The organism is Citrobacter sedlakii (assembly GCF_018128425.1).
In the GTDB taxonomy this organism is placed as follows: domain Bacteria; phylum Pseudomonadota; class Gammaproteobacteria; order Enterobacterales; family Enterobacteriaceae; genus Citrobacter_A; species Citrobacter_A sedlakii.
Genome location: NZ_CP071070.1, coordinates 1,997,101 through 2,022,599, shown reverse-complemented (window position 1 = coordinate 2,022,599; position 25,499 = coordinate 1,997,101). Strand labels below are relative to the sequence as shown.

28 protein-coding genes are annotated in these 25,499 nt (G+C 54.2%); 14 read left to right on the top strand and 14 right to left on the bottom strand.

Annotated elements, in window-relative coordinates; translation table 11 throughout:
* Nucleotides 1–19: 19 nt before the first annotated feature.
* The 4 genes from murJ to rimJ all read right to left on the bottom strand — a co-directional run bounded on the left by murJ (nt 20) and on the right by rimJ (nt 3,835).
* Complete coding sequence (gene murJ / locus JY391_RS09680; RefSeq protein ID WP_042283776.1) at nt 20–1,555, bottom strand: murein biosynthesis integral membrane protein MurJ; 1,536 nt, start codon at nt 1,553–1,555, stop codon at nt 20–22.
* A gap of 109 nt (nt 1,556–1,664) precedes the next feature.
* Nucleotides 1,665–2,588, bottom strand: coding sequence for a Gfo/Idh/MocA family protein (locus tag JY391_RS09675; protein ID WP_211935639.1), 924 nt, complete (start codon nt 2,586–2,588; stop codon nt 1,665–1,667).
* Nucleotide 2,589: 1 nt separating this feature from the next.
* Nucleotides 2,590–3,240 (bottom strand): YceH family protein, encoded by a 651-nt coding sequence (locus JY391_RS09670; protein WP_211935638.1) that lies wholly within the window; start codon nt 3,238–3,240, stop codon nt 2,590–2,592.
* A 10-nt stretch (nt 3,241–3,250) separates the two neighbouring features.
* Nucleotides 3,251–3,835, bottom strand: coding sequence for a ribosomal protein S5-alanine N-acetyltransferase (gene rimJ / locus JY391_RS09665; protein WP_042283783.1), 585 nt, complete (start codon nt 3,833–3,835; stop codon nt 3,251–3,253).
* Between the two features lie 260 nt (nt 3,836–4,095).
* Between rimJ and mdtH the strand changes: the two genes are divergently transcribed.
* The 10 genes from mdtH (at nt 4,096) to JY391_RS09615 (ending at nt 11,550) form a co-directional block, all read left to right on the top strand.
* Nucleotides 4,096–5,304: a multidrug efflux MFS transporter MdtH gene (gene mdtH / locus JY391_RS09660; protein WP_211935637.1), complete on the top strand. Its 1,209-nt coding sequence runs from the start codon at nt 4,096–4,098 to the stop codon at nt 5,302–5,304.
* Nucleotides 5,305–5,367: 63 nt separating this feature from the next.
* On the top strand, nt 5,368–6,015 hold the full coding sequence (grxB, locus tag JY391_RS09655) for a glutaredoxin 2 (protein ID WP_042283788.1): 648 nt from the start codon (nt 5,368–5,370) through the stop codon (nt 6,013–6,015).
* Between the two features lie 129 nt (nt 6,016–6,144).
* Nucleotides 6,145–6,705: a lipoprotein gene (locus JY391_RS09650; RefSeq protein WP_042283790.1), complete on the top strand. Its 561-nt coding sequence runs from the start codon at nt 6,145–6,147 to the stop codon at nt 6,703–6,705.
* Nucleotides 6,706–6,807: 102 nt separating this feature from the next.
* Entirely contained in the window at nt 6,808–7,854 is a 1,047-nt protein-coding gene (gene pyrC, locus JY391_RS09645; RefSeq protein WP_211935636.1) for a dihydroorotase, read from the top strand.
* A gap of 75 nt (nt 7,855–7,929) precedes the next feature.
* Nucleotides 7,930–8,175, top strand: a complete 246-nt coding sequence (gene dinI, locus JY391_RS09640; protein WP_042283794.1) for a DNA damage-inducible protein I — start codon at nt 7,930–7,932, stop codon at nt 8,173–8,175.
* Nucleotides 8,176–8,475: 300 nt separating this feature from the next.
* Nucleotides 8,476–8,730, top strand: coding sequence for a biofilm formation regulator BssS (bssS, locus tag JY391_RS09635; RefSeq protein ID WP_042284725.1), 255 nt, complete (start codon nt 8,476–8,478; stop codon nt 8,728–8,730).
* A 130-nt stretch (nt 8,731–8,860) separates the two neighbouring features.
* Entirely contained in the window at nt 8,861–9,982 is a 1,122-nt protein-coding gene (gene solA, locus JY391_RS09630) for an N-methyl-L-tryptophan oxidase (protein WP_211935635.1), read from the top strand.
* Between the two features lie 49 nt (nt 9,983–10,031).
* Entirely contained in the window at nt 10,032–10,145 is a 114-nt protein-coding gene (locus tag JY391_RS09625; protein WP_042284727.1) for a YceO family protein, read from the top strand.
* Nucleotides 10,146–10,405: 260 nt separating this feature from the next.
* Entirely contained in the window at nt 10,406–10,978 is a 573-nt protein-coding gene (locus JY391_RS09620) for a cytochrome b (protein WP_211935634.1), read from the top strand.
* Nucleotides 10,975–11,550: a YceI family protein gene (locus tag JY391_RS09615; RefSeq protein ID WP_042283797.1), complete on the top strand. Its 576-nt coding sequence runs from the start codon at nt 10,975–10,977 to the stop codon at nt 11,548–11,550. Before JY391_RS09620 ends, JY391_RS09615 begins: the two co-directional genes overlap by 4 nt.
* A 97-nt stretch (nt 11,551–11,647) precedes the next feature.
* Here the strand turns inward: JY391_RS09615 and trhO are convergent, their stop codons facing one another.
* The gene (gene trhO, locus JY391_RS09610; protein ID WP_211935633.1) at nt 11,648–12,700 is read right to left on the bottom strand and encodes an oxygen-dependent tRNA uridine(34) hydroxylase TrhO; all 1,053 of its coding nucleotides are present in this window, start codon (nt 12,698–12,700) and stop codon (nt 11,648–11,650) included.
* Between the two features lie 225 nt (nt 12,701–12,925).
* Here trhO and JY391_RS09605 point away from each other — a divergent pair, with 225 nt between their 5' ends.
* From JY391_RS09605 to JY391_RS09595, 3 genes are all read left to right on the top strand, one after another.
* Nucleotides 12,926–13,846 carry a Kdo(2)-lipid IV(A) acyltransferase gene (locus tag JY391_RS09605; protein WP_205612124.1) on the top strand — a complete coding sequence of 307 codons (921 nt, stop codon included), beginning with the start codon at nt 12,926–12,928 and terminating at the stop codon, nt 13,844–13,846.
* 158 nt (nt 13,847–14,004) lie between these two features.
* On the top strand, nt 14,005–15,225 hold the full coding sequence (gene mdtG / locus JY391_RS09600; protein ID WP_060571460.1) for a multidrug efflux MFS transporter MdtG: 1,221 nt from the start codon (nt 14,005–14,007) through the stop codon (nt 15,223–15,225).
* Nucleotides 15,226–15,307: 82 nt separating this feature from the next.
* Nucleotides 15,308–15,682: a MysB family protein gene (locus tag JY391_RS09595; protein WP_042284731.1), complete on the top strand. Its 375-nt coding sequence runs from the start codon at nt 15,308–15,310 to the stop codon at nt 15,680–15,682.
* On the opposite strand, the gene JY391_RS09590 is transcribed toward JY391_RS09595, so the two are convergent.
* The 3 genes from JY391_RS09590 to mdoG form a co-directional block, all read right to left on the bottom strand.
* The gene (locus JY391_RS09590; protein ID WP_060571361.1) at nt 15,683–15,910 is read right to left on the bottom strand and encodes a YceK/YidQ family lipoprotein; all 228 of its coding nucleotides are present in this window, start codon (nt 15,908–15,910) and stop codon (nt 15,683–15,685) included.
* A gap of 106 nt (nt 15,911–16,016) precedes the next feature.
* Complete coding sequence (gene mdoH / locus JY391_RS09585) at nt 16,017–18,545, bottom strand: glucans biosynthesis glucosyltransferase MdoH (protein ID WP_042283804.1); 2,529 nt, start codon at nt 18,543–18,545, stop codon at nt 16,017–16,019.
* Nucleotides 18,538–20,073 carry a glucans biosynthesis protein MdoG gene (gene mdoG / locus JY391_RS09580; protein ID WP_082636903.1) on the bottom strand — a complete coding sequence of 512 codons (1,536 nt, stop codon included), beginning with the start codon at nt 20,071–20,073 and terminating at the stop codon, nt 18,538–18,540. The genes mdoH and mdoG overlap by 8 nt, the downstream gene beginning before the upstream one ends.
* A gap of 278 nt (nt 20,074–20,351) precedes the next feature.
* Here mdoG and mdoC point away from each other — a divergent pair, with 278 nt between their 5' ends.
* Nucleotides 20,352–21,512, top strand: coding sequence for a glucans biosynthesis protein MdoC (gene mdoC / locus JY391_RS09575; RefSeq protein ID WP_211935632.1), 1,161 nt, complete (start codon nt 20,352–20,354; stop codon nt 21,510–21,512).
* A gap of 11 nt (nt 21,513–21,523) precedes the next feature.
* On the opposite strand, the gene JY391_RS09570 is transcribed toward mdoC, so the two are convergent.
* The 6 genes from JY391_RS09570 to csgB all read right to left on the bottom strand — a co-directional run bounded on the left by JY391_RS09570 (nt 21,524) and on the right by csgB (nt 25,392).
* Nucleotides 21,524–23,005 (bottom strand): phospholipase D family protein, encoded by a 1,482-nt coding sequence (locus JY391_RS09570; protein ID WP_082636899.1) that lies wholly within the window; start codon nt 23,003–23,005, stop codon nt 21,524–21,526.
* The gene (gene ymdB / locus JY391_RS09565) at nt 22,947–23,480 is read right to left on the bottom strand and encodes an O-acetyl-ADP-ribose deacetylase (RefSeq protein WP_060571364.1); all 534 of its coding nucleotides are present in this window, start codon (nt 23,478–23,480) and stop codon (nt 22,947–22,949) included. The genes JY391_RS09570 and ymdB overlap by 59 nt, the downstream gene beginning before the upstream one ends.
* A gap of 89 nt (nt 23,481–23,569) precedes the next feature.
* A complete protein-coding gene (locus JY391_RS09560; protein WP_211935631.1) occupies nt 23,570–23,893 on the bottom strand; it encodes a YmdA family protein in 324 nt (107 codons plus the stop codon).
* Nucleotides 23,894–24,045: 152 nt separating this feature from the next.
* Nucleotides 24,046–24,378 (bottom strand): curli assembly chaperone CsgC, encoded by a 333-nt coding sequence (gene csgC, locus JY391_RS09555; RefSeq protein WP_042283815.1) that lies wholly within the window; start codon nt 24,376–24,378, stop codon nt 24,046–24,048.
* A 59-nt stretch (nt 24,379–24,437) separates the two neighbouring features.
* Nucleotides 24,438–24,896 carry a curli major subunit CsgA gene (gene csgA, locus JY391_RS09550; protein ID WP_042283817.1) on the bottom strand — a complete coding sequence of 153 codons (459 nt, stop codon included), beginning with the start codon at nt 24,894–24,896 and terminating at the stop codon, nt 24,438–24,440.
* A 40-nt stretch (nt 24,897–24,936) separates the two neighbouring features.
* A complete protein-coding gene (csgB, locus tag JY391_RS09545; RefSeq protein ID WP_042283819.1) occupies nt 24,937–25,392 on the bottom strand; it encodes a curli minor subunit CsgB in 456 nt (151 codons plus the stop codon).
* Between the last annotated feature and the right edge of the window lie 107 nt (nt 25,393–25,499).

Here is a 25,499-nt window from a genome sequence, read left to right as displayed (position 1 = left end):
CCTCCGGCAATGACCACCATTACGCCGTCCGGCGCGCAAACTCTTTCACTTTAAAGCCCAGCACCGCCAGCGCGGCAAAGTAAGCGGCAGCGCCAGCCACCACCACCGCCATCAGGCGTAGCAGACGCCACGGCATCGTACCCTGGGACCATTCCGGCATGATGTGCAGCATTCCCACCAGCACAGCGGACATCACCAGCACCGCAATGACCAGACGCGAGAAAAAGCCCAGCCAGCCCGGCTGCGGCGTAAAAATGTCCTGCTTGCGTAACTGCCAGTACAGCAGGGAAGCGTTGAGGCAGGCGGCAAGACCGATCGAAAGAGACAGCCCCGCGTGCTTCAGCGGGCCAATAAACGCCAGGTTCATCAACTGGGTCATGATCAACGTCACAATCGCGATTTTAACCGGCGTTTTGATGTCCTGACGAGAGTAGAAGCCCGGCGCCAGCACTTTTACCACGATTAATCCCATCAGCCCCACCGAATAGGCTATCAACGCTTTTTGCGTCATCAGCGCGTCAAAGGCGGTAAATTTACCGTACTGAAACAGCGAGACGGTCAGCGGCCCGGAGAGGATCCCCAGGGCCACCGCGCTTGGCAGCGCCAGCAGAAAGCACAGACGCAGCCCCCAGTCCATCAGGCGGCAATACTCGTCATGGTTGCCGCTGGCAAAACTTTTCGACAGCGACGGCAGCAGGATGGTCCCCAGCGCCACGCCCAGTACGCCGGACGGAAACTCCATAAGACGATCCGCGTAGTACATCCACGATACCGATCCCGACGTCAGAAACGAGGCGAAAATGGTGTTGATAATCAGAGAGATTTGGCTGACCGACACCCCCAGGATCGCCGGCCCCATTTGTTTGACTACCCGCATCGCCCCCGCATCGCGGAAATTAATGCGCGGCAGTACCAGCATGCCGATTTTCTTCAGGTGAGGCAGTTGGTACACCAGTTGCAGCACCCCGCCTGCAGTCACCGCCCACGCCAGCGCCAGTACCGGTGGGTTAAAATAAGGCGCCGCGAACAGTGCAAAGCCGATCATACTGATGTTCAGAAAGGTCGGCGCAAACGCCGGGATCGAGAAACGGTTCCAGGTATTGAGGATCGCCCCCACCAGCGAGGCCAGTGAAATCAGCAAAATATAGGGAAAGGTGATCTGCAGCAGTTTGGTGGTCAGCGCGAATTTATCGGCAGTATCGGCAAAGCCAGGCGCGGTCACCATGATCACCCACGGCGCGGCCAGCATCCCGAGGATTGTCACCACCGCCAGTGCCAGCGTCAGCAGTCCCGACACATACGAGACAAATACCCGGGTCGCATCTTCGCCCTGCTTACTTTTGTATTCCGCCAGGATCGGCACAAAAGCCTGAGAAAATGCGCCTTCGGCAAAAATGCGGCGTAACAGATTAGGTAATTTGAATGCCACAAAAAAGGCGTCGGTCGCCATACCTGCGCCAAAGATTCTGGCGACAATCGCATCACGCGCAAAGCCAAGCACGCGCGAAAACATGGTCATTGAGCTGACGGCCGCCAGCGATTTCAATAAGTTCATTTCTTGTTATTCCACACCCTACGGCAAAACGCCTGCAGTGCAGGCGTTGGAAGAGGCGCTTAGTCTACCGTGATTATGCTGAATTACTACCGGCAGTTGTGACAGATGATTATTCGCTCATCGCCTCGCGCCAGAGCTTTTCCACTACCCGCTGGGCCAGGATCGCCTGCTCGCCAGCGGTTTCCGGAACCGTCTGATTCTGAACGCATTCGATAAAATGACGCGCGCAACCGGCGAAACCGCGCTGTTCAAGGATGCTCTGCCAGCCGGGAATCGGTTTATGCACCACCCACTGCCCGCGCTCCTCGCGCCATTCGCGCATATCGGTAACATCAATCAGGCCGCCGTCGGTCACCGCCTGCACCCATTCCCGCTGGCTTCCCGCCCGACGGTGCATACTGGTGGTGATGTGGAGGCGGCTGGTGGCGAAATGGTGTTCCGCATACAGCATTTCGCCTGCGTCGTTGGTTTGCAGACTCCCGCTGCTGAGCGCGGCAGTCCCGCCCGCCAGCCACAGCGCGGTGTCGACAACGTGCAGATAATCATCGAGTAGGGTGAACCGCAGGTCATGTGGTCCCACGCTGTCGGTACGGTGTTTATCCATGCGCAGCGAAGCGGCGTTGCCGAGCTCCGCTTTCAGTTCGCGGTACAGCGGTGCAAAGCGGCGATTAAAGCCAACCATCAACGTGAGCTTTTTCTCCGCCGCCAGCGCCACCAGTCGCTCAGCATCACGCAGATTCTCAGCCAGCGGCTTGTCGACACAGACATGCACCCCCGCATTCAGCAATTCACTGACGACCGCATAATGGCTTGCAGTGCTTGAGTGGACGAAAACCGCGTCGCAGTCGCTTGCCAGGCTGGTCAGCGAGCCCGCGTAAGGGATGCGCCAGGTTGCACAGATTTTCTCTGCTTTTTCGCGCGATGGCGACCACGCAGCCTGGAGCGTCCAGTCGGCGGATGCGCCTAAAACCGGCAACCAGGCTTTTTGCGCGATGCCGCCCAATCCAACCACCCCGATGCGTAATTTTTTCACGTTACTCCCCCAGGTGCGCCAACAGTGACTCGAGTCGTTGCCTGAGCTCCGCAACCTCACCTTCCAGCGCCTCTACCCGCGCCTGCAGATCGCCTGACGCCGCAGAGACGCCCGCGTCGCTCGCCAACGCCTGTTCATCCACTTCGCCGCAAAACAAATGCATGAAACGGCTTTCGCGCTTACCCGGTTCACGCGCCAGACGAACAACGTAAGGGCCATCCTCGCGCGTCGCCAGTTGTTCCAGCGTGGCGTCCACTTCAGCCATGTCGCTAAACTCATACATCCGCGAGGCGCGGCTACGCAATTCCCCTGGCGTTTGCGCCCCGCGCAGCAGCAACGTCGTGACCAGCGCCACTTCCGCCGGGCTCAGCTTCAGGTTACCGAATTCGGAATTACAGAAGCGCTGTTCATATTTGGTGACGCGATTGCCAAAACCGCTCACCGTGCGCAGGAAGTGACGTTTAACCAGATTATCAAGCTGTTCCTGCACCTCGTGTTCCGACAGGTTCATCACCGGTTCGCGGTTGGTCTTCTGGTTACAGGCGGTGACCACGCCGTTCACGGAAAGCGGATACTGTTCTGGTGTCGTGACCTGTTTTTCCAGCAGGCAGCCAATCACGCGGGCTTCCGTGGCGGTTAATTCGTATTTCATTATTTTCTCCTCACCGTCCGGGGGTCCATTCCGTTGTCGTTAACGCCGTCAGCACGTGGTCGCGCCACTGCCCGTCAATCAACAGATAATCTTTGGCGTAACCCTCTTTCTCAAAGCCGAGTCGCGCCAGTAAATCACCGCTGCGTTTATTGTGCGGCATGTAGTTTGCCATAATGCGATGAATATGTTGCGTGCGCTGCATATAGCGAATAGCGGCGCTGAGCGCTTCAAACATCAGCCCTTGTCCCTGCCATTTTTGCGCAATCGAATAGCCCAGATAACAGGCATGAAATGAACCGCGGACCACGTTTGAAAAGTTTGCCACGCCGATGATCTCTTTTTCTTCCGGGTCAAGCAGCGCAAAGTAAAAGGCAGAGCCCTGCTTATGAAATTCGCTAATCATACTCAGCCGTGCCTGCCATCCGGAAGGATAGCAGTGGCTTTCATCGCGAATCGGTTCCCAGGGCTTTAAAAAATGACGATTTTCCGCGTAATAGTCCGCCAGACGCCAGGCATCACGCTCATGCACTAAACGCACGACCAGACGGTCAGTGGTTAAGCGCACTTTTGGCACGTTACTGCGATAGCCAAACATAGATATTTCAACTCCTTCCCGAATCGTCATGACACCCTGATTCACTTACTATACCTGTGCAAAACCGCCCTGTGAAAAGCACGATTTGCCATTATTTGAATTATTCCTGCATTTTGATAAAAACTCTCTATCAAGACGGACTTTTGATAAAAAAATATTGTCCCGGTCAGGGGTGGGCAAAAAGAGAGCAAAGCCGCAGAATAGGATCCTCTTCGCTCTGTCTACTCGGAATATTGAGAGTATTTTCCCGGGAGGGGAAAATGTCGCGCACCTCGCAGGCCAGGAACCTGGGTAAATATTTCCTGCTCATCGATAACATGCTGGTCGTGTTAGGCTTTTTCGTCGTGTTCCCGCTGATCTCCATTCGCTTTGTTGACCAAATGGGCTGGGCCGCCGTCATGGTCGGGATTGCCCTGGGTCTGCGTCAGTTCATTCAGCAGGGACTGGGCATTTTTGGCGGCGCGATTGCCGACCGTTTTGGCGCCAAGCCCATGATCGTCACCGGTATGCTGATGCGCGCCGCCGGGTTCGCCACTATGGGAATTGCCCATGAACCCTGGCTGCTGTGGTTTTCCTGCTTTCTCTCCGGTCTCGGCGGGACACTTTTCGATCCGCCCCGCTCTGCGCTGGTGGTTAAACTGATCCGCCCGCAGCAACGCGGTCGTTTTTTTTCACTGCTGATGATGCAGGACAGCGCAGGCGCGGTAATTGGCGCGCTGTTAGGCAGCTGGCTGTTACAGTATGATTTTCGTCTGGTGTGCGCGGTAGGCGCGGTGCTGTTTGTTTTATGCGCGGGCTTTAATGCCTGGCTGCTGCCCGCGTGGAAGCTGTCGACTGTGCGTATTCCGGTGCGTGAAGGGATGCGCCGCGTACTTAATGACAAGCGCTTTGTCACCTGTGTGCTCACACTGGCGGGCTATTATATGCTGGCGGTTCAGGTCATGCTCATGCTGCCGATAATGGTCAATGACATTGCCGGTTCACCGGCAGCGGTAAAATGGATGTACGCCATTGAAGCCTGCCTGTCGCTGACGTTGCTCTACCCCATCGCCCGCTGGAGCGAAAAACGTTTTCGTCTTGAGCACCGGTTGATGGCCGGGCTGCTGCTGATGTCACTCAGCATGCCGCCTGTCGGCCTGGTGAGCGATTTACAGCAGTTGTTCACCCTGATTTGCACCTTTTACATTGGTTCGATAATCGCTGAACCGGCGCGGGAAACGCTGAGCGCGTCGCTGGCGGATGCCCGGGCGCGCGGCAGTTACATGGGCTTTAGCCGTCTTGGTTTAGCCATTGGCGGCGCGATAGGCTATATCGGCGGCGGCTGGCTGTTTGATATGGGAAAATTGCTCCAGCAGCCGGAGCTGCCGTGGATGATGCTCGGCATTATTGGCGGGATCACCTTCCTCGCGTTAGGCTGGCAGTTCAGCCATAAACGCACACCGCGAGGTATGCTCGAACCGGGCGCCTGATTTGATACCTGCTCGCGTCTCCTCCATACTGACAAAGAACCGACAGTAAAATGGAGGAGAAACGTGAAGCTTTATATTTACGATCACTGCCCTTTCTGCGTCAAAGCCCGCATGATTTTCGGCCTCAAAAACATTCCCGTCGAACTGAACGTCCTGGCCAACGATGACGATGCCACGCCGACCCGTATGGTTGGTCAGAAAATGGTGCCGATTCTGCAAAAAGACGACAGCCGCTATATGGCGGAAAGCATGGACATTGTGCATTACGTCGACAACATTGATGGCAAGCCGCTGCTGACCGGCAAGAAGGTTCCGGCTATTGACGAATGGCTGCGTAAAGTGAACAGCTACGCTAACCATCTGCTCCTGCCGCGCTTTGCTAAATCAGCCTTTGACGAATTTTCCACGCCATCAGCCCGTCAGTACTTTACGCAAAAGAAAGAGGCAATGATCGGCAGTTTTGCCGACCATCTGGCTCACTCTGCAGGGCTGACGAAAAAAATCAGCGACGACCTCCGGGCGCTGGATAAGCTGATCGTTCAGCCCAACGCCGTCAACGGCGAACTGTCCGAAGACGATATTCAGCTTTTTCCCCTGCTGCGCAACCTGACGCTGGTGGCAGGCGTGAACTGGCCGACGCGTGTGGCGGACTATCGCGACAATATGGCAAAACAGACACAGGTCAATCTGTTATCATCCATGGCGATATAACCTTCGCTGGCGGCGGCATCGTTTCGCATGTCGCCGCTATTTTCAGTTTTTTCTACTGGCGCTGTTTGTGCCGGTAACACATGCTGCTCAGGTCAGGATTTTGACAATGGCAACATGTCGAGGAACCTCATGAAGACGATTTTTTTTGCCGCTGCGCTGATGGTTGGCGGCCTGCTGGTCGGCTGTAACCAGCTCACGCAGTACACGGTAAGCGAACAGGAAATTAATCAGGCCCTTGAAAAACATAACAATTTTTCTAAAGATATTGGCTTACCTGGCGTCGCCGACGCCCATATCGTGCTGAATAATCTGGCGAGCCAGATCGGTCGCGAAGAACCGAATAAAGTCACCCTCACCGGCGATGCGAACCTGGACATGAATTCGCTGTTTGGCAGTCAGAAAGCGACCATCAAGTTGAAACTGAAAGCGCTGCCGGTATTCAACAAGGATAAAGGCGCCATCTTCCTGCAGGAGATGGAAGTGGTGGATGCTACCGTCACGCCGGAGAAAATGCAGAGCGTCATGCAAACGTTGATGCCCTATCTGAATCAGTCGCTGCGCAACTATTTTAATCAGCAGCCGGCTTACGTACTGCGTGAAGACGCCAGCAAAGGCGAGGCGATGGCGAAGAAATATGCCAAAGGCATTGAGGTGAAACCGGGCGAAATCATTATCCCGTTCACGGACTAAACGACAAGGGCGCTCCGGCGCCTTTTTTTACGTGCAAACGAAAACGTTTCCGCTTATCCTTTGTGTCCGGCAAAAATGACATTCCCCAGCCGGAGCATATTGATGACAGCACCCTCCCAGGTTTTAAAAATCCGCCGCCCAGACGACTGGCACCTTCACCTTCGCGATGGCGACATGTTGAAAACGGTCGTGCCGTACACCAGTGAAATTTATGCTCGCGCCATTGTGATGCCGAATCTCGCGCCGCCGGTCACCACGGTGGATGCGGCTATCGCCTACCGTCAGCGCATTCTTGATGCGGTGCCTGCCGGGCATTCATTTACCCCGCTGATGACCTGCTATTTAACGGACTCGCTGGATCCGGATGAGCTGGAACGCGGCTTCCGCGAAGGGGTGTTCACCGCGGCAAAACTGTATCCGGCAAATGCCACCACCAACTCCAGCCACGGGGTGACCTCCGTCGACGCCATTATGCCGGTGCTGGAACGGATGGAAAAACTCGGTATGCCGCTGCTGGTCCATGGTGAAGTCACCCACGCGGATATTGATATTTTCGATCGCGAAGCGCGTTTTATCGAGACCGTCATGGAACCGCTGCGGCAGCGGCTGCCCGCGCTGAAGGTAGTCTTTGAACATATCACCACCAAAGATGCCGCCGACTATGTCCGCGAGGGCAACGAACTGCTGGCGGCGACAATTACACCCCAACATCTGATGTTCAACCGCAATCATATGCTGGTGGGTGGGATTCGCCCTCACCTGTACTGCCTGCCCATCCTGAAACGTAACGTTCATCAGCAGGCGCTGCGTGAACTGGTTGCCAGCGGCTTTGCGCGCGCATTCCTTGGAACCGACTCCGCTCCCCACGCACGGCACCGCAAAGAGTCGAGCTGCGGCTGCGCAGGCTGCTTTAACGCGCCGACGGCGCTGGCGAGCTATGCCACTGTCTTTGAAGAGATGAACGCGTTAGCGCATTTTGAGGCATTTTGTTCACTGAACGGACCGCGCTTTTACGGGCTGCCGGTTAACGACACTTTTGTTGAACTGGTACGCGAAGAACGGCTAGTGCCGGAAAGCATCCATGTTGCGGATGACACGCTGGTGCCGTTCCTCGGGGGTGAAACAGTACGCTGGTCCGTTAAAGCATAAAAAAATCAGCGCCGCCTGTTGTCAGCGGGTTATTTTAACTGTATAAATAACCAGTATATTCAACAGGGGGTCATTATGCGTATTGAAGTCACTATTGCAAAAACTTCTCCGTTGCCAGCAGGCGCTATCGACGCGCTGGCTGGCGAACTCTCCCGCCGTATCACCCATCATTTTCCCGATAACGACGGAAACGTCACCGTGCGTTATGCCGCCGCGAATAATTTGTCCGTGATTGGCGCGACAAAAGAAGATAAACAGCGTATCAGCGAAATCCTCCAGGAAACCTGGGAGAGCGCGGACGACTGGTTTATTACCGACTAAAAAAGCTGTGCTGTTGTGTGTTTGCCGGGTCGCCCCGGCTTTTTTTACCACGCTATCTTTCCTGAACCGATAAACGGTTATAATTTCACCTATACTCAAAATAATTGGACAACTTACTTAAAATTAATGAACAAGATGGTGATTAATTCCCCACAATATTCCTAAAAAGGAGAAATTTATCCTTTTCCCCCTTTAAATTTACCGTGAATACCCTTATTTATTGATATACTGAAGTTGCTTCAGATAAAAACGCATTGAACCTCGAAAACCGTTGTCTTGTAACACGAATTAGGGGGCATGATGGAAAAGAATAATGAAGTCATTCAGACTCATCCGCTTGTGGGATGGGACATCAGCACCGTGGATAGCTATGATGCGCTGATGCTGCGTTTGCACTACCAGACCCCAAATCGCCCTGAAACGGACGGAACGGAAATAGGCCAAACGCTCTGGTTAACCACCGATGTTGCCAGACAATTCATTTCGATCTTAGAAGCGGGTATCGCCAAAATAGAATCCGGCGATTACCAGGAAAATGAGTACCGTCGTCATTAACGAGACGGTGATGACCACTCACAAAAGGCACCTTCATGGTGCCTTTGCCGTTTCTGGTTTGTATCACATGGGTTGTATAACGGCGTTCACTTAATTACCCTGCCCCTATCGCGACAGCAGAGAGAACCCCATGAATTACGATTTAATCATCATTGGCAGCGGCTCCGTCGGTGCGGCCGCCGGTTATTATGCCACTCGCGCCGGGCTAAATGTGCTGATGACGGATGCCCATATGCCGCCGCATCAGCAAGGCAGCCACCACGGCGACACGCGACTGATCCGACACGCTTACGGCGAAGGCGAGAAGTACGTGCCGCTGGTGCTGCGCGCCCAGGCGCTTTGGGATGCGCTTTCCACCCATAGCGACGAGCCGATTTTTGTCCGTTCCGGCGTCATTAATCTTGGCCCGGTCGATTCCCCATTTTTAGCAAACGTCGCCCACAGTGCGAAACAGTGGCAGCTTAACGTCGAGCGTATGGACGCTGCCGCTGTCATGGCGCGCTGGCCGGAAATCCGCGTTCCGGATGACTATATTGGTCTGTTTGAAGCAGACTCCGGATTTGTCCGTAGCGAGCTGGCTATCGCCACCTGGATACGCCTGGCGAAAGAAGCTGGCTGCGCACAGCTGTTCAACTGCCCGGTCACGGCAATCCGTCATGACGAGGGCGGCGGCGTCACGGTTGAAACAGCCGACGGCGAGTACCGCGCGAAAAAAGCGCTGGTCAGCACTGGCACCTGGGTGCGCTCGCTGCTCCCCGAACTGCCGATCCAACCGGTGCGCAAAGTCTTCGCCTGGTACCAGGCTGACGGACGCTACAGCGGCAAAAACAACTTTCCGGCGTTTACCGGGGAACTGCCGAACGGCGACCAGTATTACGGTTTCCCGGCAGAAAACGACGCGCTAAAGATCGGTAAGCACAACGGTGGTCAGCGTATCCAGTCAGAAGATGAGCGGACACCGTTTGCCAGCGTCGCCAGCGATGGCGCAGAGGCGTTTCCGTTTCTGCGTAACGTGCTGCCCGGCATTGGTTGTTGTCTGCATGGCGCCGCCTGTACTTATGACAACTCGCCGGATGAAGACTTCATCATCGACACCCTGCCTGGTCACGACAACACGCTGATTGTCACCGGTCTTAGCGGACATGGTTTTAAATTTGCCCCGGTCCTCGGTGAGATCGCCGCCGATTTCGCGCAGGATAAACCATCCGGTTTTGACCTTACGCCATTCCGGCTGTCTCGCTTTACGGCATAATTCCCCCATGGCCTCACCCTGAGGCCATTTTTATGTGGTGAACAACATTATGCGTCGTCTGATTCATTACCTTGCTAACAATATTCGCGAACACCTGGTGCTCTACGTTATTTTGTGGTCGCTACTGCTCGTTCTGGATATTATTTATATCCTGTTCTTCTAAGCGCTATGCTTGACAATTTTTGACAAAAGCTGAAGTAAAGCGGATTCTCATTGGGATTTTTTGAACGATATCCTTCCTCTCCTGACGCAGCTCTGCGGTTATAAAAAAGCATTCTGCGCGAATTCCTTGATTGATTCTTAAAAGTTAAATCAAAATTATTGATTGAATTTAAAATAACGCCAGGGTTGTTATTTTTTAGTTGCAATAATGTCTATTCCACGCCATTTTCATTCAATCCCGAAATATTAAATGGTGTGTTTATGCAGTTATCAAATACTCCTCAACGTTATGGTTACCTCTCCGTTGCGCTGCACTGGCTCACCGCCGTGGTGGTCTACGGGATGTTTGGCCTTGGATTGTGGATGGTGTCGCTCAGTTATTACGATAGCTGGTATCACCAGGGGCCGGAACTGCACAAAAGTATCGGCATTTTGCTGATGTTCGGTCTGCTGGTGCGCGTCGTGTGGCGTGTTATCTCGCCGCCGCCTGCGGCGCTGCAAAGCTATTCTACTCTCACCCGTATTGGCTCAACGCTGGGTCATATCACGCTGTATCTGCTGCTGTTTGCCATTGTCATCAGCGGTTATTTGATCTCAACCGCTGACGGCAAGCCGATCAGCGTATTCGGCTGGTTTGAGATTCCGGCGACCTTCGCCGACGCAGGCGTCCAGGCTGACCTCGCCGGTAGCGTACACCTCTGGCTGGCCTGGACGGTTGTCATTCTTTCCGTTCTGCATGGCCTGATGGCCTTCAAACACCACTTTATCGATAAAGACGACACCCTGAAACGCATGTTGGGGAAATCGTCATCTGACTATGGAGCTCAAAAATGAAAAAAAGCCTGCTGGGTTTAACCCTCGCCTCTTTGCTGTTTACTACCGGTTCCGCCGTGGCGGCCGACTATAAGATTGACAAAGAAGGACAACATGCCTTTGTTAATTTCCGTATTCAGCATTTAGGCTACAGCTGGTTGTACGGGACGTTTAAAGACTTTGACGGCACCTTTACCTTCGATGAGAAGGATCCTACTGCGGATAAAGTCAATGTCACCATTAACACCAATAGCGTTGATACCAACCACGCCGAGCGTGATAAGCACCTGCGCAGCGCTGATTTCCTGAACGTGGCGAAGTTCCCGCAAGCCACCTTTACCTCCACCAGCGTGAAGAAAGACGGCGATGAACTGGATATCACCGGTAATCTGACCTTAAATGGCGTTACCAAACCCGTCACCCTGGAAGCGAAGCTGATTGGTCAGGGGGATGACCCGTGGGGGGGAAAACGCGCAGGCTTTGAAGCGGAAGGCAAAATTAAGCTGAAAGACTTCAATATTACTAAGGACTTGGGTCCGGCATCACAGGAGGTAGATTTGATTATCTCCGTGGAAGGCGTGCAGCAAAAATAAACCTGGCGGGAAGCCCGATGGGGTTACGCTTGTCGGGCCTGAAAAATGGCAATCCAGGGTTGGCCGGATGAGGCGTTCCATCGCCATCCGGCCAGGGTCATTCGGCAGGGTCTGGAATACCGAGAGCGGTATTCAAACGGCCACGAGACTTATTGAAAATCTTATTGCCATTTTCGCGCCCCGCGCGGCGGCGACGTTGTTCGTCTTCCGGCAATGCGCTCTCTTCACAGCACAGCTCGCTGCAGCACCCCTTAAACTGCTCTGCGCAATCCGGGCACTGAATGAACAACAGGTGACAACCGTCGTTTTTGCAGTTGGTGTGGCTGTCGCACAGCGCGCCGCACTGGTGACAGTGCGCAATCACCTCATCGGAAATACGCTCACCCATACGCTCGTCAAACACGAAGTTTTTACCGATAAAGCGCACCGGTAACCCCTGCTCGCGGGCTTTACGCGCATATTCAATAATACCGCCTTCAATGTGCCACACCTTATTAAAGCCATTATGCTTCATCCAGGCGCTGGCCTTTTCACAGCGAATCCCACCGGTGCAGTACATCACAATCTTTTTATCTTTGTGCCCCTGCATCATCTCAACCGCTTTTGGCAACTGCTCGCGGAACGTGTCAGCCGGGATTTCCAGTGCGTTCTCAAAGTGGCCCACTTCGTACTCATAGTGATTACGCATGTCGATAAACACAGCGTCCGGATCGTCAAGCATGGCGTTCACCTCGGCGGCCTTGAGGTAGTCTCCAACGTTGCTGGCGTCAAAGTCCGGATCCTCAATGCCATCAGCCACAATGCGGTCACGCACTTTCATGCGCAGGACCCAAAAGGATTTGCCGTCATCATCCAGTGCGATGTTCAGACGCAGCCCCTCCAGCGCGGGATCGAAGGCGTACAACTGCTGACGGAAGCGCTCAACCTGACTTTGCGGCACGCTGATCTGGGCATTGATCCCCTCGTGCGCCAGATAGACGCGACCAAAAACGTTCAACGACGTTAAGGTTTGATACAGCGCATCACGGGTGGCCTGGGGGTTTTCAATGGTAAAATATTTATAGAATGAGATCGTCGTGCGGGGTTCAGTTTCCGCCAGCATCCTGGCTCTGAGCACATCATTGGAAATGCGGTTGTGTAACACTGGCATGGTGTACGGTTCCTGCAATAGGTGGAAAACAAAATCGGGCGGCATCATATAGCAATCGCTGCCAATTTACATCCACACATTTTGCGCTACATTTCATGCTTCACGCTAAAAAATTCACAACATTTGTTCTTTTTGTCACCACTCTCCGGACGCAAATTTTTGCTGGACGCGAAAAAGTGCGACAATACAGATAATTGCCCGTTTTACGTTCACTACAGGAATGAGATGACGAATTTACCTAAGTTCTCCGCAGCATTACTGCATCCACGGTACTGGTTAACCTGGCTCGGTATTGGCGCACTTTGGTTGGTCGTGCAGTTGCCCTACCCGCTGATCTATCGTACAGGACACGCGATGGGACGTCTGGCGCTTCGCCTGATGAAGCGCCGTGCGAAAATTGCGTATCGCAATCTTGAGCTCTGCTTTCCGCAGATGAACGAGCAGGAACGCCACGAGATGGTGGTCAAAAACTTTGAATCAGTCGGCATGGGTGTGATGGAAACCGGCATGGCGTGGTTCTGGCCCGATCGCCGCGTATCTCGCTGGACGGAAGTGATCGGTATGGAACATATTCGCGACGTTCAGGCGCAGCAACGTGGCATTCTGCTGGTGGGGCTGCACTTTCTGACGCTGGAGCTGGGCGCGCGGCAGTTTGGTCTACAGGAGCCGGGGATTGGCGTTTACCGACCAAACGATAATCCGCTGATTGACTGGCTGCAAACCTGGGGCAGGATGCGCTCCAATAAATCTATGCTCGATCGCAAAGATCTGAAAGGCATGATCAAAGCGCTGAAGAAAGGGGAAGTGGTCTGGTACGCCCCGGATCACGACTACGGCCCGCGCGCCAGCGTATTTGTGCCGCTGTTCGCCGTCGACCAGGCCGCCACCACTTCGGGCACCTGGATGCTTTCGCGCATGTCCAACGCCTGCCTGGTGCCGTTTGTGCCGCGACGGAAACCTGACGGTAAAGGGTATCAGCTTATCATGCTGCCGCCGGAATGCTCGCCGCCGCTGGATGATGCGGAAACCACCGCCGCCTGGATGAACAAAATTGTGGAAAAGTGCATCATGATGGCGCCTGAACAATATATGTGGCTGCATCGCCGCTTTAAAACGCGCCCTGAAGGTGTCCCTTCCCGTTATTGAGTGTTCTTTCCGCAGCCCGCTATGGGCTGCCTTTCCCCCTCTTTTAGCTTTAAAAGCGCCTCACATTGCAGGGTTTCCGGGTCCGGAGCATACTTAAGTCACGTTAGAATAAATTGTTTTTTCATCCTGCGCTGCCGCGCAACAAACTGCGGATCGCTATGTCACCCTCAGATATACCAATAAACTGGAAACGCAATCTCACCGTCGCCTGGCTCGGCTGCTTCCTGACCGGCGCCGCCTTCAGCCTGGTGATGCCCTTTCTGCCGCTCTACGTCGAACAGCTCGGCGTAACGGGCCATAGTGCGCTGAATATGTGGTCCGGCCTGGTGTTCAGCATCACCTTTTTGTTTTCCGCCATCGCCTCGCCGTTCTGGGGAGGACTCGCCGATCGCAAGGGCAGAAAGATGATGCTGCTGCGTTCTGCGCTGGGCATGGCGATCGTCATGCTGCTGATGGGCATGGCGCAAAATATCTGGCAGTTTTTGGCGCTGCGCGCCCTTCTGGGTCTGCTTGGCGGGTTTATTCCTAACGCCAACGCGCTGATCGCCACCCAGGTGCCGCGCAACAAAAGCGGTTGGGCGCTGGGCACGCTGTCAACCGGCGGCGTCAGCGGCGCGCTGCTCGGCCCGCTGGCAGGCGGTCTTCTTGCCGATCAGTATGGCCTGCGTCCGGTGTTTTTTATCACCGCCAGCGTCCTGCTGGTCTGCTTTCTACTGACGCTGTTTTTTATTCGTGAAAACTTCACGCCCGTCAGCAGGAAAGAGATGCTTCACGTTCGTGAGGTTGTCGCCTCGCTGAAGAATCCCAGACTGGTGCTCAGCCTGTTCGTCACCACGCTGATTATTCAGGTCGCGACCGGCTCAATTGCGCCAATTCTGACGCTATACGTGCGCGAACTGGCGGGCAACGTCAGTAATATCGCGTTTATCAGCGGGATGATCGCCTCGGTGCCAGGCGTTGCGGCTCTGCTCAGCGCTCCGCGCCTGGGTAAACTGGGCGACCGTATCGGTCCGGAAAAAATCCTGATCGTCGCGTTAATTATCTCCGTTTTGCTGCTGATCCCAATGTCGTTCGTACAGACACCGTGGCAGTTAGCGATCCTGCGCTTTTTACTCGGCGCCGCAGACGGCGCGCTGTTACCCGCAGTACAAACGTTGCTTGTCTATAATTCGACCAATCAAATCGCCGGGCGCATTTTCAGCTACAATCAGTCATTTCGTGATATCGGTAACGTGACCGGGCCATTAATGGGCGCGGCGATCTCCGCCAGCTACGGTTTTCGCGCTGTCTTTCTGGTCACGGCGGGCGTAGTGCTGTTTAATGCCGTTTATTCCTGGTACAGTTTGCGCCGTCGCGCCGTGTCGCGCGTGACTGGATGATTTTTCAGGATTCATCCTTGCAAAATCCCAGAATCAGCTATTCTTTCCCTGAATACTTCATCGCATTAAAGGGAGAAACATGATGACTATGTACGCAACGCTGGAAGAAGCCATTGACGCCGCCCGTGAAGAGTTTCTGGCTGACAATCCAGGCCTGGAACAAGATGACGCCAGTGTCCAACAGTTCAACGTGCAAAAATATGTGCTTCAGGATGGCGACATCATGTGGCAGGTTGAATTTTTTGCCGACGAAGGCGAAGAAGGGGAATGTCTGCCGTTGCTCAGCGGTGAAGCCGCGCAAAGTGTTTTTGACGGCGATTATGATGAGATTGAAATCCGTCAGGAATGGCTGGAAGAAAATACGCTTCACGAATGGGATGAGGGTGAGTTTCAGCTTGAGCCGCCGCTGGATACCGAAGAAGGTCAGGCTGCGGCCGATGAGTGGGACGCGCGTTAATTAATCATAGGGACCGTGATGCATGTCGAGCGGGAGCAGCAGGGTGTCAAACACCAGCGAGAACGGCAGATCGAGTATGGTAAGGTAGCGCCAGGCTGAATCCCGCACGTCCCATTGAACACCCGGATAGTACTGGTTACCGTGCCCCTGTCCGGGGATGGTCCGGCTGATGACGCTACCGCATCCAGACAACAGCATCACCATCATAGCCACCGCAATGACGCGCATAATCTCCCTCCCCACCCTTATTCTTCGTGGAAAAAAATACCGGCGCAAGCCGGTATTTAACACTGCATGATGCCGGATACGCGAAGCAGCATCCGGCAACAGCGCATTACGGTTTACGTAGCGCCTGCGGGTTAAGCGTAATCCCCTGATAATAATTTACCCAGGAGGAATATCGCTCAGGTGAATTCCACACCCGATAATGCAGACGCGCCATCGTCACCGGATCGCTCAACAGCACCAGACGGCGGTCGCGGTTGAGTTTTTCCGGCGTTTCGTTCAGCGCCTGCTCAACGTGGCGGTCACGGGCGATCTCCAGCACTTGGCTGGCGCGGTGACGCGCGGTCGCCATAGCGGTGGCGAGGGCGTTAAACGACGGGTTAAACACCGCATGCATAAAGCCATCATCCAGCGAACGGTTACGGTTCATCACCAGGTACTTATCGGTATCGACCAGCACCTGCGGCGGTGAATACTCCTCGGGGATCAGGAACAGCTTCCAGCGTTTGGTGCGCAGACCGACCGTCGAACGGCTGGATATCACCGACACGAACGGCGACAGGATCAGCGAGAACACAATCGGCGCCAGCCAGAACAGGAAGCGCAGATCCAGCCACGCCATGCCTACCGCCCAGACCAGACCGAGCAGCAGTTGCGAACCGTGGCGCATAAACGCCTCGCCCCACGGGGTAGAGTCATCATCACGCTGCGGCGAGTTCCAGACCACTTCCCATCCCAGGAAGGCGCTGACCACAAACACGGTATGGAACAGCATACGCACCGGCGCCAGCAGCACCGAAAACAACACCTCAAGCAGCAGCGACAGCGTGACCCGAATAAACCCGCCGTATTCTTTGGTGCCTTTGCACCAGATAAGCAGAATACTCAGCAGCTTCGGTAAGAACAGCAGCACCATCGTGGAGGCAAACAGCGCAATCGCCAGTTCCGGACGCCATTGCGGCCACACCGGGAACAGCTGACGCGGTTGCAGGAAGTATTGCGGTTCCGTCAACGCGTGCACCACCTGAAGGGCCGTTGACAGCGCCAGGAACATAAACCACAGCGGCGCCGACAGATACGACATCACCCCGGTCAGGAACACGGCGCGATGCACCGGGTGCATCCCTTTTACCAGGAACAGACGGAAGTTCATCAGGTTGCCGTGACACCAGCGGCGGTCACGTTTCAGTTCGTCAAGCAGGTTCGGCGGCAGCTCTTCATATGAACCGGGTAAATCGTAGGCGATCCATACGCCCCAGCCTGCACGACGCATCAGCGCCGCTTCCACGAAGTCGTGAGACAGAATCGAGCCCGCAAACGACCCTTCGCCCGGCAGCGGCGCCAGCGCGCAATGCTCGATAAACGGCTTCACGCGAATAATGGCATTGTGGCCCCAGTAGTGCGATTCCCCCAGTTGCCAGAAGTGCAGACCGGCGGTAAACAGCGGTCCGTAGACGCGCGTCGCAAACTGCTGGCAGCGGGCGTACAGGGTATCCATTCCGGAGGCTTTCGGCGATGACTGGATGATCCCGGCATTCGGGTTCGCTTCCATCAGACGCACCAGCCCGCTGAGACACTCCCCGGTCATGACCGAGTCAGCATCCAGCACCACCATATAGCTGTACTGGCTTCCCCAGCGACGGCAGAAGTCGTCAATGTTACCGCTTTTACGCTTCACACGACGACGACGGCGACGATAGAAGATCTGCCCTTCGCCCTGCACTTCGGCAATCAGCTCCATCCACGCCTTTTGCTCTGCCACGCAGATATCGGGGTTGTAGCTGTCGCTCAGAATGTAAACGTCGAAATGCGCCGCGTTGCCGGTCGCCTTTACCGACTCCCACGTCGCCCGCAGACCGGCAAAGACGCGGTCCACGTCTTCGTTACAGATCGGCATAATCAGCGCGGTACGGTGTTCAGGGTTCAGCGGCTCATCGCCAACCGTGGACGCGGAAATACTGTACTTATCGCGGCCAATTAACAGTTGCAGGAACCCCATCAGCGCGGTCCAGAAACCCGCGGATACCCAACAGAACAGCACCGCGAACAGGATCAGGATCCCGGTTTGCAGCACATACGGCAGCAGCTGCATAAAGGAAACCCACAGGTCCTGCCCGACCATATCCATCGGATTGATCAGCGCCCAGCCCTGATAAGGAAGAATGGTCTTCATATACCAGGTGGCGACGACGGTCTGCGCCAGGGTCAGCAGTAGCAAAATGTAGCGACGAATCGTACCGACGGTACGCCATTTCTGCTCGCTTTCCTGCTCCTCTTTGGTCAGACGAGAAAGGTAGCGCGGCGTGACGTCACGGCCACGCAGACGATCCCAGAAGCGTCCAACCGGGTTAGTGCGCCACGGGTCGGGAAACATAGACGAACGTTTGGCTTTCGGCATGGCCTGGAGCTGATCGCGTCCTTCATCGTCTTTGATCAGTTGCCCTTCCGGCAGCGAATTCGGCCAGGCCTGCTCCAGGCGCGCTTTCACAGACCCCTGCGGTGAATCGTCTTCTCGCGAGTAACGGCGATGCTCGGCATCCAGCGCTTCATGCACTGCGCGGATGTCAGTGTTCGGCAGCGCCGCTTTCTCGATGTCCGAGAGCGGCATTGCATCAATGTACTCAGTTGTCTTATTCATTGGCAGGTAACTGGTAGCTCCAGGTTTCACTCAGCGTCTGGTCGGCGTTGACCAACGCCGCACGCATTTCCGTGGTTTTCTTCGCGTCTTTCACTTTTACGCGCAGCGTCAGACGCCACCCCTTGGTGACCGGGTTATAACGCACGGTATTTTCTACGATCTCGCCGTTGTCGCCGATGCTGGTTTGCGCGGTAACCGGGGTATCCTGCGGCAGCTTTTTCATGTCGGTGCCGGCAAAATCCACGATAAACGCGATGGTGCCGTCAGGCTGGCGAATGAGATTCGACTGTTTGACGTCGCCGGTAGAACGGCGCGTCTGCTGCACCCACGCGTTATCCGGCGCATGAAGTTTGTCTTCATCGCGGCTGAACGTCAGGGTGTATTTGAAGTTCATCTCTTTGCCCGCTTCAGGCAGTTGATCCGGAGTCCAGTACGCCACGATGTTATCGTTGGTTTCATCGTTGGTCGGAATTTCAACCAGCTCAATTTTCCCTTTGCCCCATTCGCCTTTCGGCGTAATCCAGGCGCTCGGACGCAGATCGTAGCGGTCGTCGAGATCTTCAAAACGGGAGAACTGGCGACCGCGCTGCAGCAGGCCAAAGCCCTGCGGGTTCTCCATCGCGAAGCTGCTCACCGCCAGATGTTTAGGGTTGTTCAGCGGACGCCAGATCCATTCGCCGTTACCCGCGTGGATCGACAATCCGTTAGAATCATGCAGCTCCGGGCGGTAGTTGGTGGTCGGCGACGGCTGGTTCGGCCCAAACAGGAACATACTGGTTAACGGCGCAACGCCCAGTTTGCCGACTTTGTCGCGCAGATATACTTTTGACTGGACGTCGACCACGGTGTCGCGCCCAGGAATGATGACAAAACGATAGGCGCCGGTCGCACGCGGGGAGTCCAGCAGCGCGTAAATGGTCAGGCGTTTGTCCGTCGGTTTTGGACGTTCGATCCAGAACTCACGGAAACGGGGAAATTCTTCGCCTGAAGGCAGCGCGGTATCAATCGCCAGCCCACGGGCAGACAGGCCATAAACCTGTCCGGCGCCCAGTACGCGGAAATAGCTCGCGCCAAGCATGCTGACGATTTCATCGTTTTTGTCTTTGCTGTTGATCGGGTACAGCACTTTAAAACCGGCGAATCCGAGATCCTTTACCGTGTCTTTGTCATGCTGTACGTTGCCAAAATTGAAGTAATCCGGGCTGTATTTGATTCTTTTAACCGTCGTCGCGGTCACTTCGTTGATTTTGACTGGGGTGTCGAAGTACATACCCTGGTGGTAGAACTCGAGCTTGAATGGGGTCTTGATATTGCTCCAGTAGGCTTTATCGCGATTAAACTGGATCTGCTGATAGTCCGCGTATTTCATATCGCGGAAAACGGAGGGCAAGTTGCTTTTTGGCGCCTCATAGCCTTTACCGGCTAAGGATTGCGCTTGTTTTGCGACGTCATCGATGGTGAAAGCCCAACCAGACGTGGTGGACAACGCGAACATGACGGCTGCACCCAACCAACGCATTTTCATCATTTGTGGTTTATGTTTCATAATAAGTAAGCACTTCCCCCTTTGTGTGCTTATATCGATCCGATCTATTTTAATGGATAATCAGGCATTAGGACAACTGAATCCCTGTATTGTTCAGCACGCTGGCTCATGCTTTAAGCATCCGTCTGAGCCTTTTTCACTTTGCGTGCTTATCCTGGAGACAGGCTGCTGTCCTTCGTGTAGGGTTGCCCCCGAATGTAACTATTATTCGTCTTAGGGATAAGGCGATTAGTCTGAGAATCTGAGAATACGAAACCTCTATGAATTCCGTACCCGCGCAGCGTGAATATTTTCTTGACTCCATCCGCGCCTGGCTGATGTTGTTGGGTATCCCTTTCCATATCTCGTTAATCTATTCCAGCCACACCTGGCACGTGAACAGCGCCGACTCGTCATGGTGGCTCACCGTGTTTAACGATTTTATCCATGCATTCCGTATGCAGGTTTTTTTCGTTATTTCAGGGTATTTTTCATACATGTTATTTTTGCGTTATCCGCTTAAACGCTGGTGGAAAGTGCGCGTTGAGCGGGTCGGCATTCCCATGCTGACCGCTATTCCGTTGCTGACGCTGCCGCAATTTATTATGTTGCAATATGTGAAAGGGAAAGCGGAAAACTGGCACTCGCTCTCTTTGTATGACAAATATAATACGCTGGCCTGGGAGTTAATTTCCCACCTGTGGTTTTTACTGGTTCTGATAATATTAACAACCGTAAGCCTGTGGCTATTTAGTCTGCTGCGCAATAAATGGACAGCGGCGAATAAAAATCGCCTCACCACCCTTTCGATGTCAAAACTGACGCTGATCTTTTTATTCACCGGAGTCGGTTATGCGGCAATCAGACGAACGATTTTTAGTGTTTATCCGTCGATTCTCAGTGATGGCATGTTCAATTTCGTCGTCATGCAAACGCTATTTTATGTGCCTTTCTTTCTCCTCGGCGCGCTGACGTTTATTTCGCCGGAACTCAAAGCGCTGTTCACCAGGCCGTCTCGGGGCTGCACGCTGGGCGCAGCCTTCGCCTTCGCGGCCTATCTGTTGAACCAGCGCTACGGCAGCGGCGACGCCTGGATGTACGAAACGGAGTACGTGATCACCATGGTGATGGGACTGTGGATGGTTAACGTGGTGTTTTCATTAGGGCATCGCTTACTCAATTTTCAATCCGCCCGTGTGACTTACTTTGTTAATGCTTCGTTGTTTATCTATCTGGTGCATCATCCGTTGACCCTGTTCTTTGGCGCGTATATTACCCCGCATATCACCTCCAATCTGCTCGGGTTCCTTTGCGGGCTGGTATTTGTGATAGGTATTGCGCTGGCGCTCTACGAAATTCATTTACGCATACCGCTGCTGAAGTTCCTTTTTTCGGGTAAGCCTGCGGTAAAACAGAGTAAAAACGCCAGGGTGGCGAATTAAAACCTGCCCGGTTACAGTAGCCATTCGACAGGCAAAATGGTCGCCAGTCGCACCAGAACCCGCTTCCAGAACCCGGTTGCGGGTTCTTTTTTTAGCACGACTTCCCGGTCGTTCTGGTGGTCGACCCAGTTAATGCGCCCCCAGCGATCGAGGCGCAACTGCCAGGCGGCGTTGCGCTGGCTTTCAGTAAAGCGCTTATGAATCAGGGTCGCCAGCGACTCGCTTTCGATAACAAATCCCATCTCGGTATTCAGCAGCGTCGAGCGCGGGTCAAAATTGAGAGAGCCGATGAACACGTTGCGCCCGTCAATACTGAAGGTTTTAGCGTGCAGGCTGGAGCCGGAATTACCGGTCAACCCCCGATCGTGCACCACCGTTTCGTGCTCCCGGGTAGGCTTGAGTTCGTACAATTCGACGCCATAGCGCAACAGTTTTTTCCGCCAGCGGGCGTAACCAGCATGGACCACGGCAACATCATTGGCCGCAAGCGAGTTCGTCAGAATCGCTATCCTGACGCCTTTTCTTACCAGTTGCAGCAGTTGGGCGACACCCGCCCGGGTCGGCACAAAATAGGCGGATATAATGTCAATCCGCTCCTCGGGCGATCCCATCACGTCGAATAATCGCTGCGGCAACAGCGAGTGACGCTGCGCTTTTCCCTCTCCTTTTGCCGGATCATCGCTAAGCAGCCGGGTTTTCGCCCAAATCAGCGGGAGCGAGGCGTGTTCAAGCTGCGACATAAACTGGCTGGTTTCCAGCTTATGCAGATAACGGCGCGTGATCTCATCGTTATACCAGGATTCCGGAAGCTCTATCCGTTCAGTGATCTCTTGCTCGGAAAGCGAAAGCACAGACTTGAGCGTCGAAACCGATCCGCAGCGCCAGTAGCGCTCGAAATCATCGGCAACATCCTGCACCACCGGGCCAATAGCCATTACGTCGAGATCGGAAAACAGCGGTTCCTGCCCGGCACCAAAATAGGCATCGCCAACGTTACGCCCGCCGACCAGCGTCACAACGCCATCCACGGTGAAGCTTTTATTATGCATCCGGCGGTTAAGTCTGGCGAAATCGGTCAGATAGCCCAGCGCCCGCAGCATGCGAAAGGAGAAAGGATTAAACAGGCGGACTTCAATATTCGGATGGCCGTCAAGCAGTTGCAGCGTATCGTCAAGGCCAGGCGTGTTGTTATCGTCCAGCAGCAGGCGGACGTGAACCCCGCGTCTCGCCGCCGCCAGCAGGACTGCGAACAGGAGTCGCCCTGACATATCATTTTCCCAGATGTAATACTGGATATCGAGCGTACGCTCCGCCATTTCGGCCAGCCGATAACGGGCCGCAAACGCATCAAGGCTGTCGTCCAGCGCCAGGATGCCGCACTTCCCCGGATGACGCTCACATACAGGGATAATGGCATGCGCGAGCCGGGTCAACTCATTCGTCGCCTTGTTGGGTGAGTAAACGCTGGTAAAGTCGGGTAGTTTCTTCGTCATAACAGACAAAGTATATCTGCTCCGGTGAAGCGCGACGGGTGATGAAGTCTGAAACTGTGTTCACCGCAATTTCTGCCGCCGCCGCCCGCGGATAGCCATAGACGCCAGTGCTGATGGCCGGAAAGGCAATCGACTGATACCCATTCGCCAGCGCCAGATTCAGACTGTTGAAGTAAGCGTCGTGCAGCAGTTGCGCTTCATTATGCTCACCGCCGCGCCAGACCGGGCCGACCGTATGTATCACCGCCTTCGCCGGTAGACGTCCTGCAGCGGTAATGACCGCGTGTCCGGTTGGACAATCGCCCTGCTGTTGCCGGACCTTCATGCAGGCCTCCAGCAGTTCCGGACCGGCTGCACGGTGAATGGCTCCATCAACCCCGCCGCCGCCCATCAGCGACGCGTTAGCGGCGTTAACGATCACATCAACAGCGACGGTGGTGATATCGCCGTGAATAACATGAATACGCGATTCCATAGGTTCTCCTTGCAGAACGTTCTTTTTCAAGTGTACAGCAGGCCACCCAGTGAAATCGCCTTTTTCGTGCAGAGATTCCGTTGTCATTGTTAACGGTAATTGATGTTCATCACCGCGAGCGTTTTGTTTTTATCAATGTACTGCATGTTGACAGACGCGATCTGTTTAAAATGGTGAGGGGCGTTGATCAATTCCTGTGGTGAATAGTACTGAGTGTGGATTTGCCCTCCGCGATTGCAGGACAGCGCAAAGCGGTGTTGAACGCGATCCACCTCGCATGGCGGCTCGACAATCTGACCGGTAAAACGTATGACGCCCCCCTGGTGGTCTGCATCAGCGATCGCGACGGCGGAAAAGAGAGAAAAGAGACTAAGAGTTATAACGGTTTTTAGTACAGTGACAGAAAGCTGCATTGTGATTTCCTCAATGATCATTCATCCTTGAGGGTTATGTTTTCCCTTACTGCTGCGATTGCCGGGTACGGGAGTAACGCCATCTGCGTTACTCTATTCATAGTCCAGCAAACTCACCTCCGCCACTCAAAAATGTACAAATAATCAGCAATTTATGACGATGTCGCAGAGGGCGGCCATTGTTGTGATAAATGCAGTGACTGTCCGTCAGAAACAGTAACAACTATTTTAACGGTGTCCTGTGGTGAAATAGTTAAGCTCAGTTTCGTCAAATCAATGGCTTGATTAGCTGGTAAAGAAAGCGTCTTTTTTTGCGTTGACTGGCTTCGCCCGGCGAGGCCTTCCCGAAGGGTCAGAATTTGTATCTGGCAGAGACAGGGTTGCGTCAATGTGACCTGCGGAATAATGGTGTACATCTCGCCCTGCTGATGGGTGGAAAAGGTGATCTGGCTGGACAAGGCGGCCAGAAGAAGAACCGTTTGCATAGAGACCTCGCAAAAAAAACAGGGCTTACGCCCTGTTTATTGTTCAGCGACTGGCTGAATCAGTATTGGTTGGCCGTCGCGTTGTTGCCAAAGCCAGCCTGTGACACCAGCACGCTGGAATCAGACGCCGTCTGGTTCACCAGCGCAGCGTTCTGCCCACCATACTGGCTGACAGTAATATCCGAGTTTTTGGCGTTCCACTGATCGATGGTCGCGTTGTTACGGAATCCACTCTGGGTCAGATCGATGGTGCTGTTGTCAGCCCCCTGGCCGACGTCAGCGCCGTTAGCAACGCCATTTTGATGAATGGTGGTATCCGATTTACGCGCATCGCTTTGCAGAGCAAGCGCAGCGTTATTCACCCCGGACTGATAGATGCTCAGGGTCGATTCCGGGCCAGAGCTGTTACCGTTGCCGCCGCCGTGATTACCGCCGCCACCCCATTGTGGAACGGAACCCGCCAGCGCACTGCCAGAAACGACGATTGCTGCAAATGCTGCCACTTGTACAAGTTTCATGGTAAACCCCCATCGGATTGATTTAATTGTCGCTCAGGTATTAGCGTTGAGTCACGCGAATAGCCATATGCGACTGTCTCTGCACAACAACTGCTGATTTCTGCGTACCGTATTGCGTAATATTCGCTTTATTACCCGAGCCTTTCTGGATAATCATCGCGCTATTGCCGTATTGATTTTGCGAAATACTGGCATCATTGCCCTGTCCCGTCTGATCGATATAAGCAATGTTATACGCACCGGACTGTTCCACCTTTGCGCGGTTATTTCCGCCTTCTTGCGAAATAACCGATAAAAGTTTAGATCCCTGCTGGCGTATCTTTGCATTGTTCTCCGTACCGACCTGACCAATTATGGCAGCCTGATTAAATGAAGATTTGCTTAATTCATTCACCGCAAAGTTATATTCCGAGCCAGCTAAGTCATAACTGGTCGCGGTGGCAATCCCAGGCGCGCCCAGCATTGTTAATATCGCAAATAAGACTGTCTTCTTCATGTTATCACCCTGGACCTGGCGTTATATCAATTCAATAATACCCGCAGGGATTATTGTTAACGCCAGACCTAATTTGTTAACGCCGCGTTACGATGAAGAGTATGTCC

Coding starts and splice junctions, on each gene's coding strand:
- rimJ (WP_042283783.1), bottom strand. CDS start 3,835: ATGTTTGGCTATCGCAGTAACGTGCCAAAAGTGCGCTTAACCACTGAC.
- mdoH (WP_042283804.1), bottom strand. CDS start 18,545: ATGAATAAGACAACTGAGTACATTGATGCAATGCCGCTCTCGGACATC.
- pyrC (WP_211935636.1), top strand. CDS start 6,808: ATGACAGCACCCTCCCAGGTTTTAAAAATCCGCCGCCCAGACGACTGG.
- mdoC (WP_211935632.1), top strand. CDS start 20,352: ATGAATTCCGTACCCGCGCAGCGTGAATATTTTCTTGACTCCATCCGC.
- mdtH (WP_211935637.1), top strand. CDS start 4,096: ATGTCGCGCACCTCGCAGGCCAGGAACCTGGGTAAATATTTCCTGCTC.
- JY391_RS09590 (WP_060571361.1), bottom strand. CDS start 15,910: ATGCGCGTCATTGCGGTGGCTATGATGGTGATGCTGTTGTCTGGATGC.
- csgA (WP_042283817.1), bottom strand. CDS start 24,896: ATGAAACTTGTACAAGTGGCAGCATTTGCAGCAATCGTCGTTTCTGGC.
- bssS (WP_042284725.1), top strand. CDS start 8,476: ATGGAAAAGAATAATGAAGTCATTCAGACTCATCCGCTTGTGGGATGG.
- mdoG (WP_082636903.1), bottom strand. CDS start 20,073: ATGATGAAAATGCGTTGGTTGGGTGCAGCCGTCATGTTCGCGTTGTCC.
- murJ (WP_042283776.1), bottom strand. CDS start 1,555: ATGAACTTATTGAAATCGCTGGCGGCCGTCAGCTCAATGACCATGTTT.
- JY391_RS09595 (WP_042284731.1), top strand. CDS start 15,308: ATGACTATGTACGCAACGCTGGAAGAAGCCATTGACGCCGCCCGTGAA.
- JY391_RS09650 (WP_042283790.1), top strand. CDS start 6,145: ATGAAGACGATTTTTTTTGCCGCTGCGCTGATGGTTGGCGGCCTGCTG.
- mdtG (WP_060571460.1), top strand. CDS start 14,005: ATGTCACCCTCAGATATACCAATAAACTGGAAACGCAATCTCACCGTC.
- csgB (WP_042283819.1), bottom strand. CDS start 25,392: ATGAAGAAGACAGTCTTATTTGCGATATTAACAATGCTGGGCGCGCCT.
- JY391_RS09670 (WP_211935638.1), bottom strand. CDS start 3,240: ATGAAATACGAATTAACCGCCACGGAAGCCCGCGTGATTGGCTGCCTG.
- JY391_RS09620 (WP_211935634.1), top strand. CDS start 10,406: ATGCAGTTATCAAATACTCCTCAACGTTATGGTTACCTCTCCGTTGCG.
- JY391_RS09570 (WP_082636899.1), bottom strand. CDS start 23,005: ATGACGAAGAAACTACCCGACTTTACCAGCGTTTACTCACCCAACAAG.
- csgC (WP_042283815.1), bottom strand. CDS start 24,378: ATGCAAACGGTTCTTCTTCTGGCCGCCTTGTCCAGCCAGATCACCTTT.
- trhO (WP_211935633.1), bottom strand. CDS start 12,700: ATGCCAGTGTTACACAACCGCATTTCCAATGATGTGCTCAGAGCCAGG.
- JY391_RS09625 (WP_042284727.1), top strand. CDS start 10,032: ATGCGTCGTCTGATTCATTACCTTGCTAACAATATTCGCGAACACCTG.
- ymdB (WP_060571364.1), bottom strand. CDS start 23,480: ATGGAATCGCGTATTCATGTTATTCACGGCGATATCACCACCGTCGCT.
- JY391_RS09560 (WP_211935631.1), bottom strand. CDS start 23,893: ATGCAGCTTTCTGTCACTGTACTAAAAACCGTTATAACTCTTAGTCTC.
- JY391_RS09605 (WP_205612124.1), top strand. CDS start 12,926: ATGACGAATTTACCTAAGTTCTCCGCAGCATTACTGCATCCACGGTAC.
- solA (WP_211935635.1), top strand. CDS start 8,861: ATGAATTACGATTTAATCATCATTGGCAGCGGCTCCGTCGGTGCGGCC.
- JY391_RS09615 (WP_042283797.1), top strand. CDS start 10,975: ATGAAAAAAAGCCTGCTGGGTTTAACCCTCGCCTCTTTGCTGTTTACT.
- dinI (WP_042283794.1), top strand. CDS start 7,930: ATGCGTATTGAAGTCACTATTGCAAAAACTTCTCCGTTGCCAGCAGGC.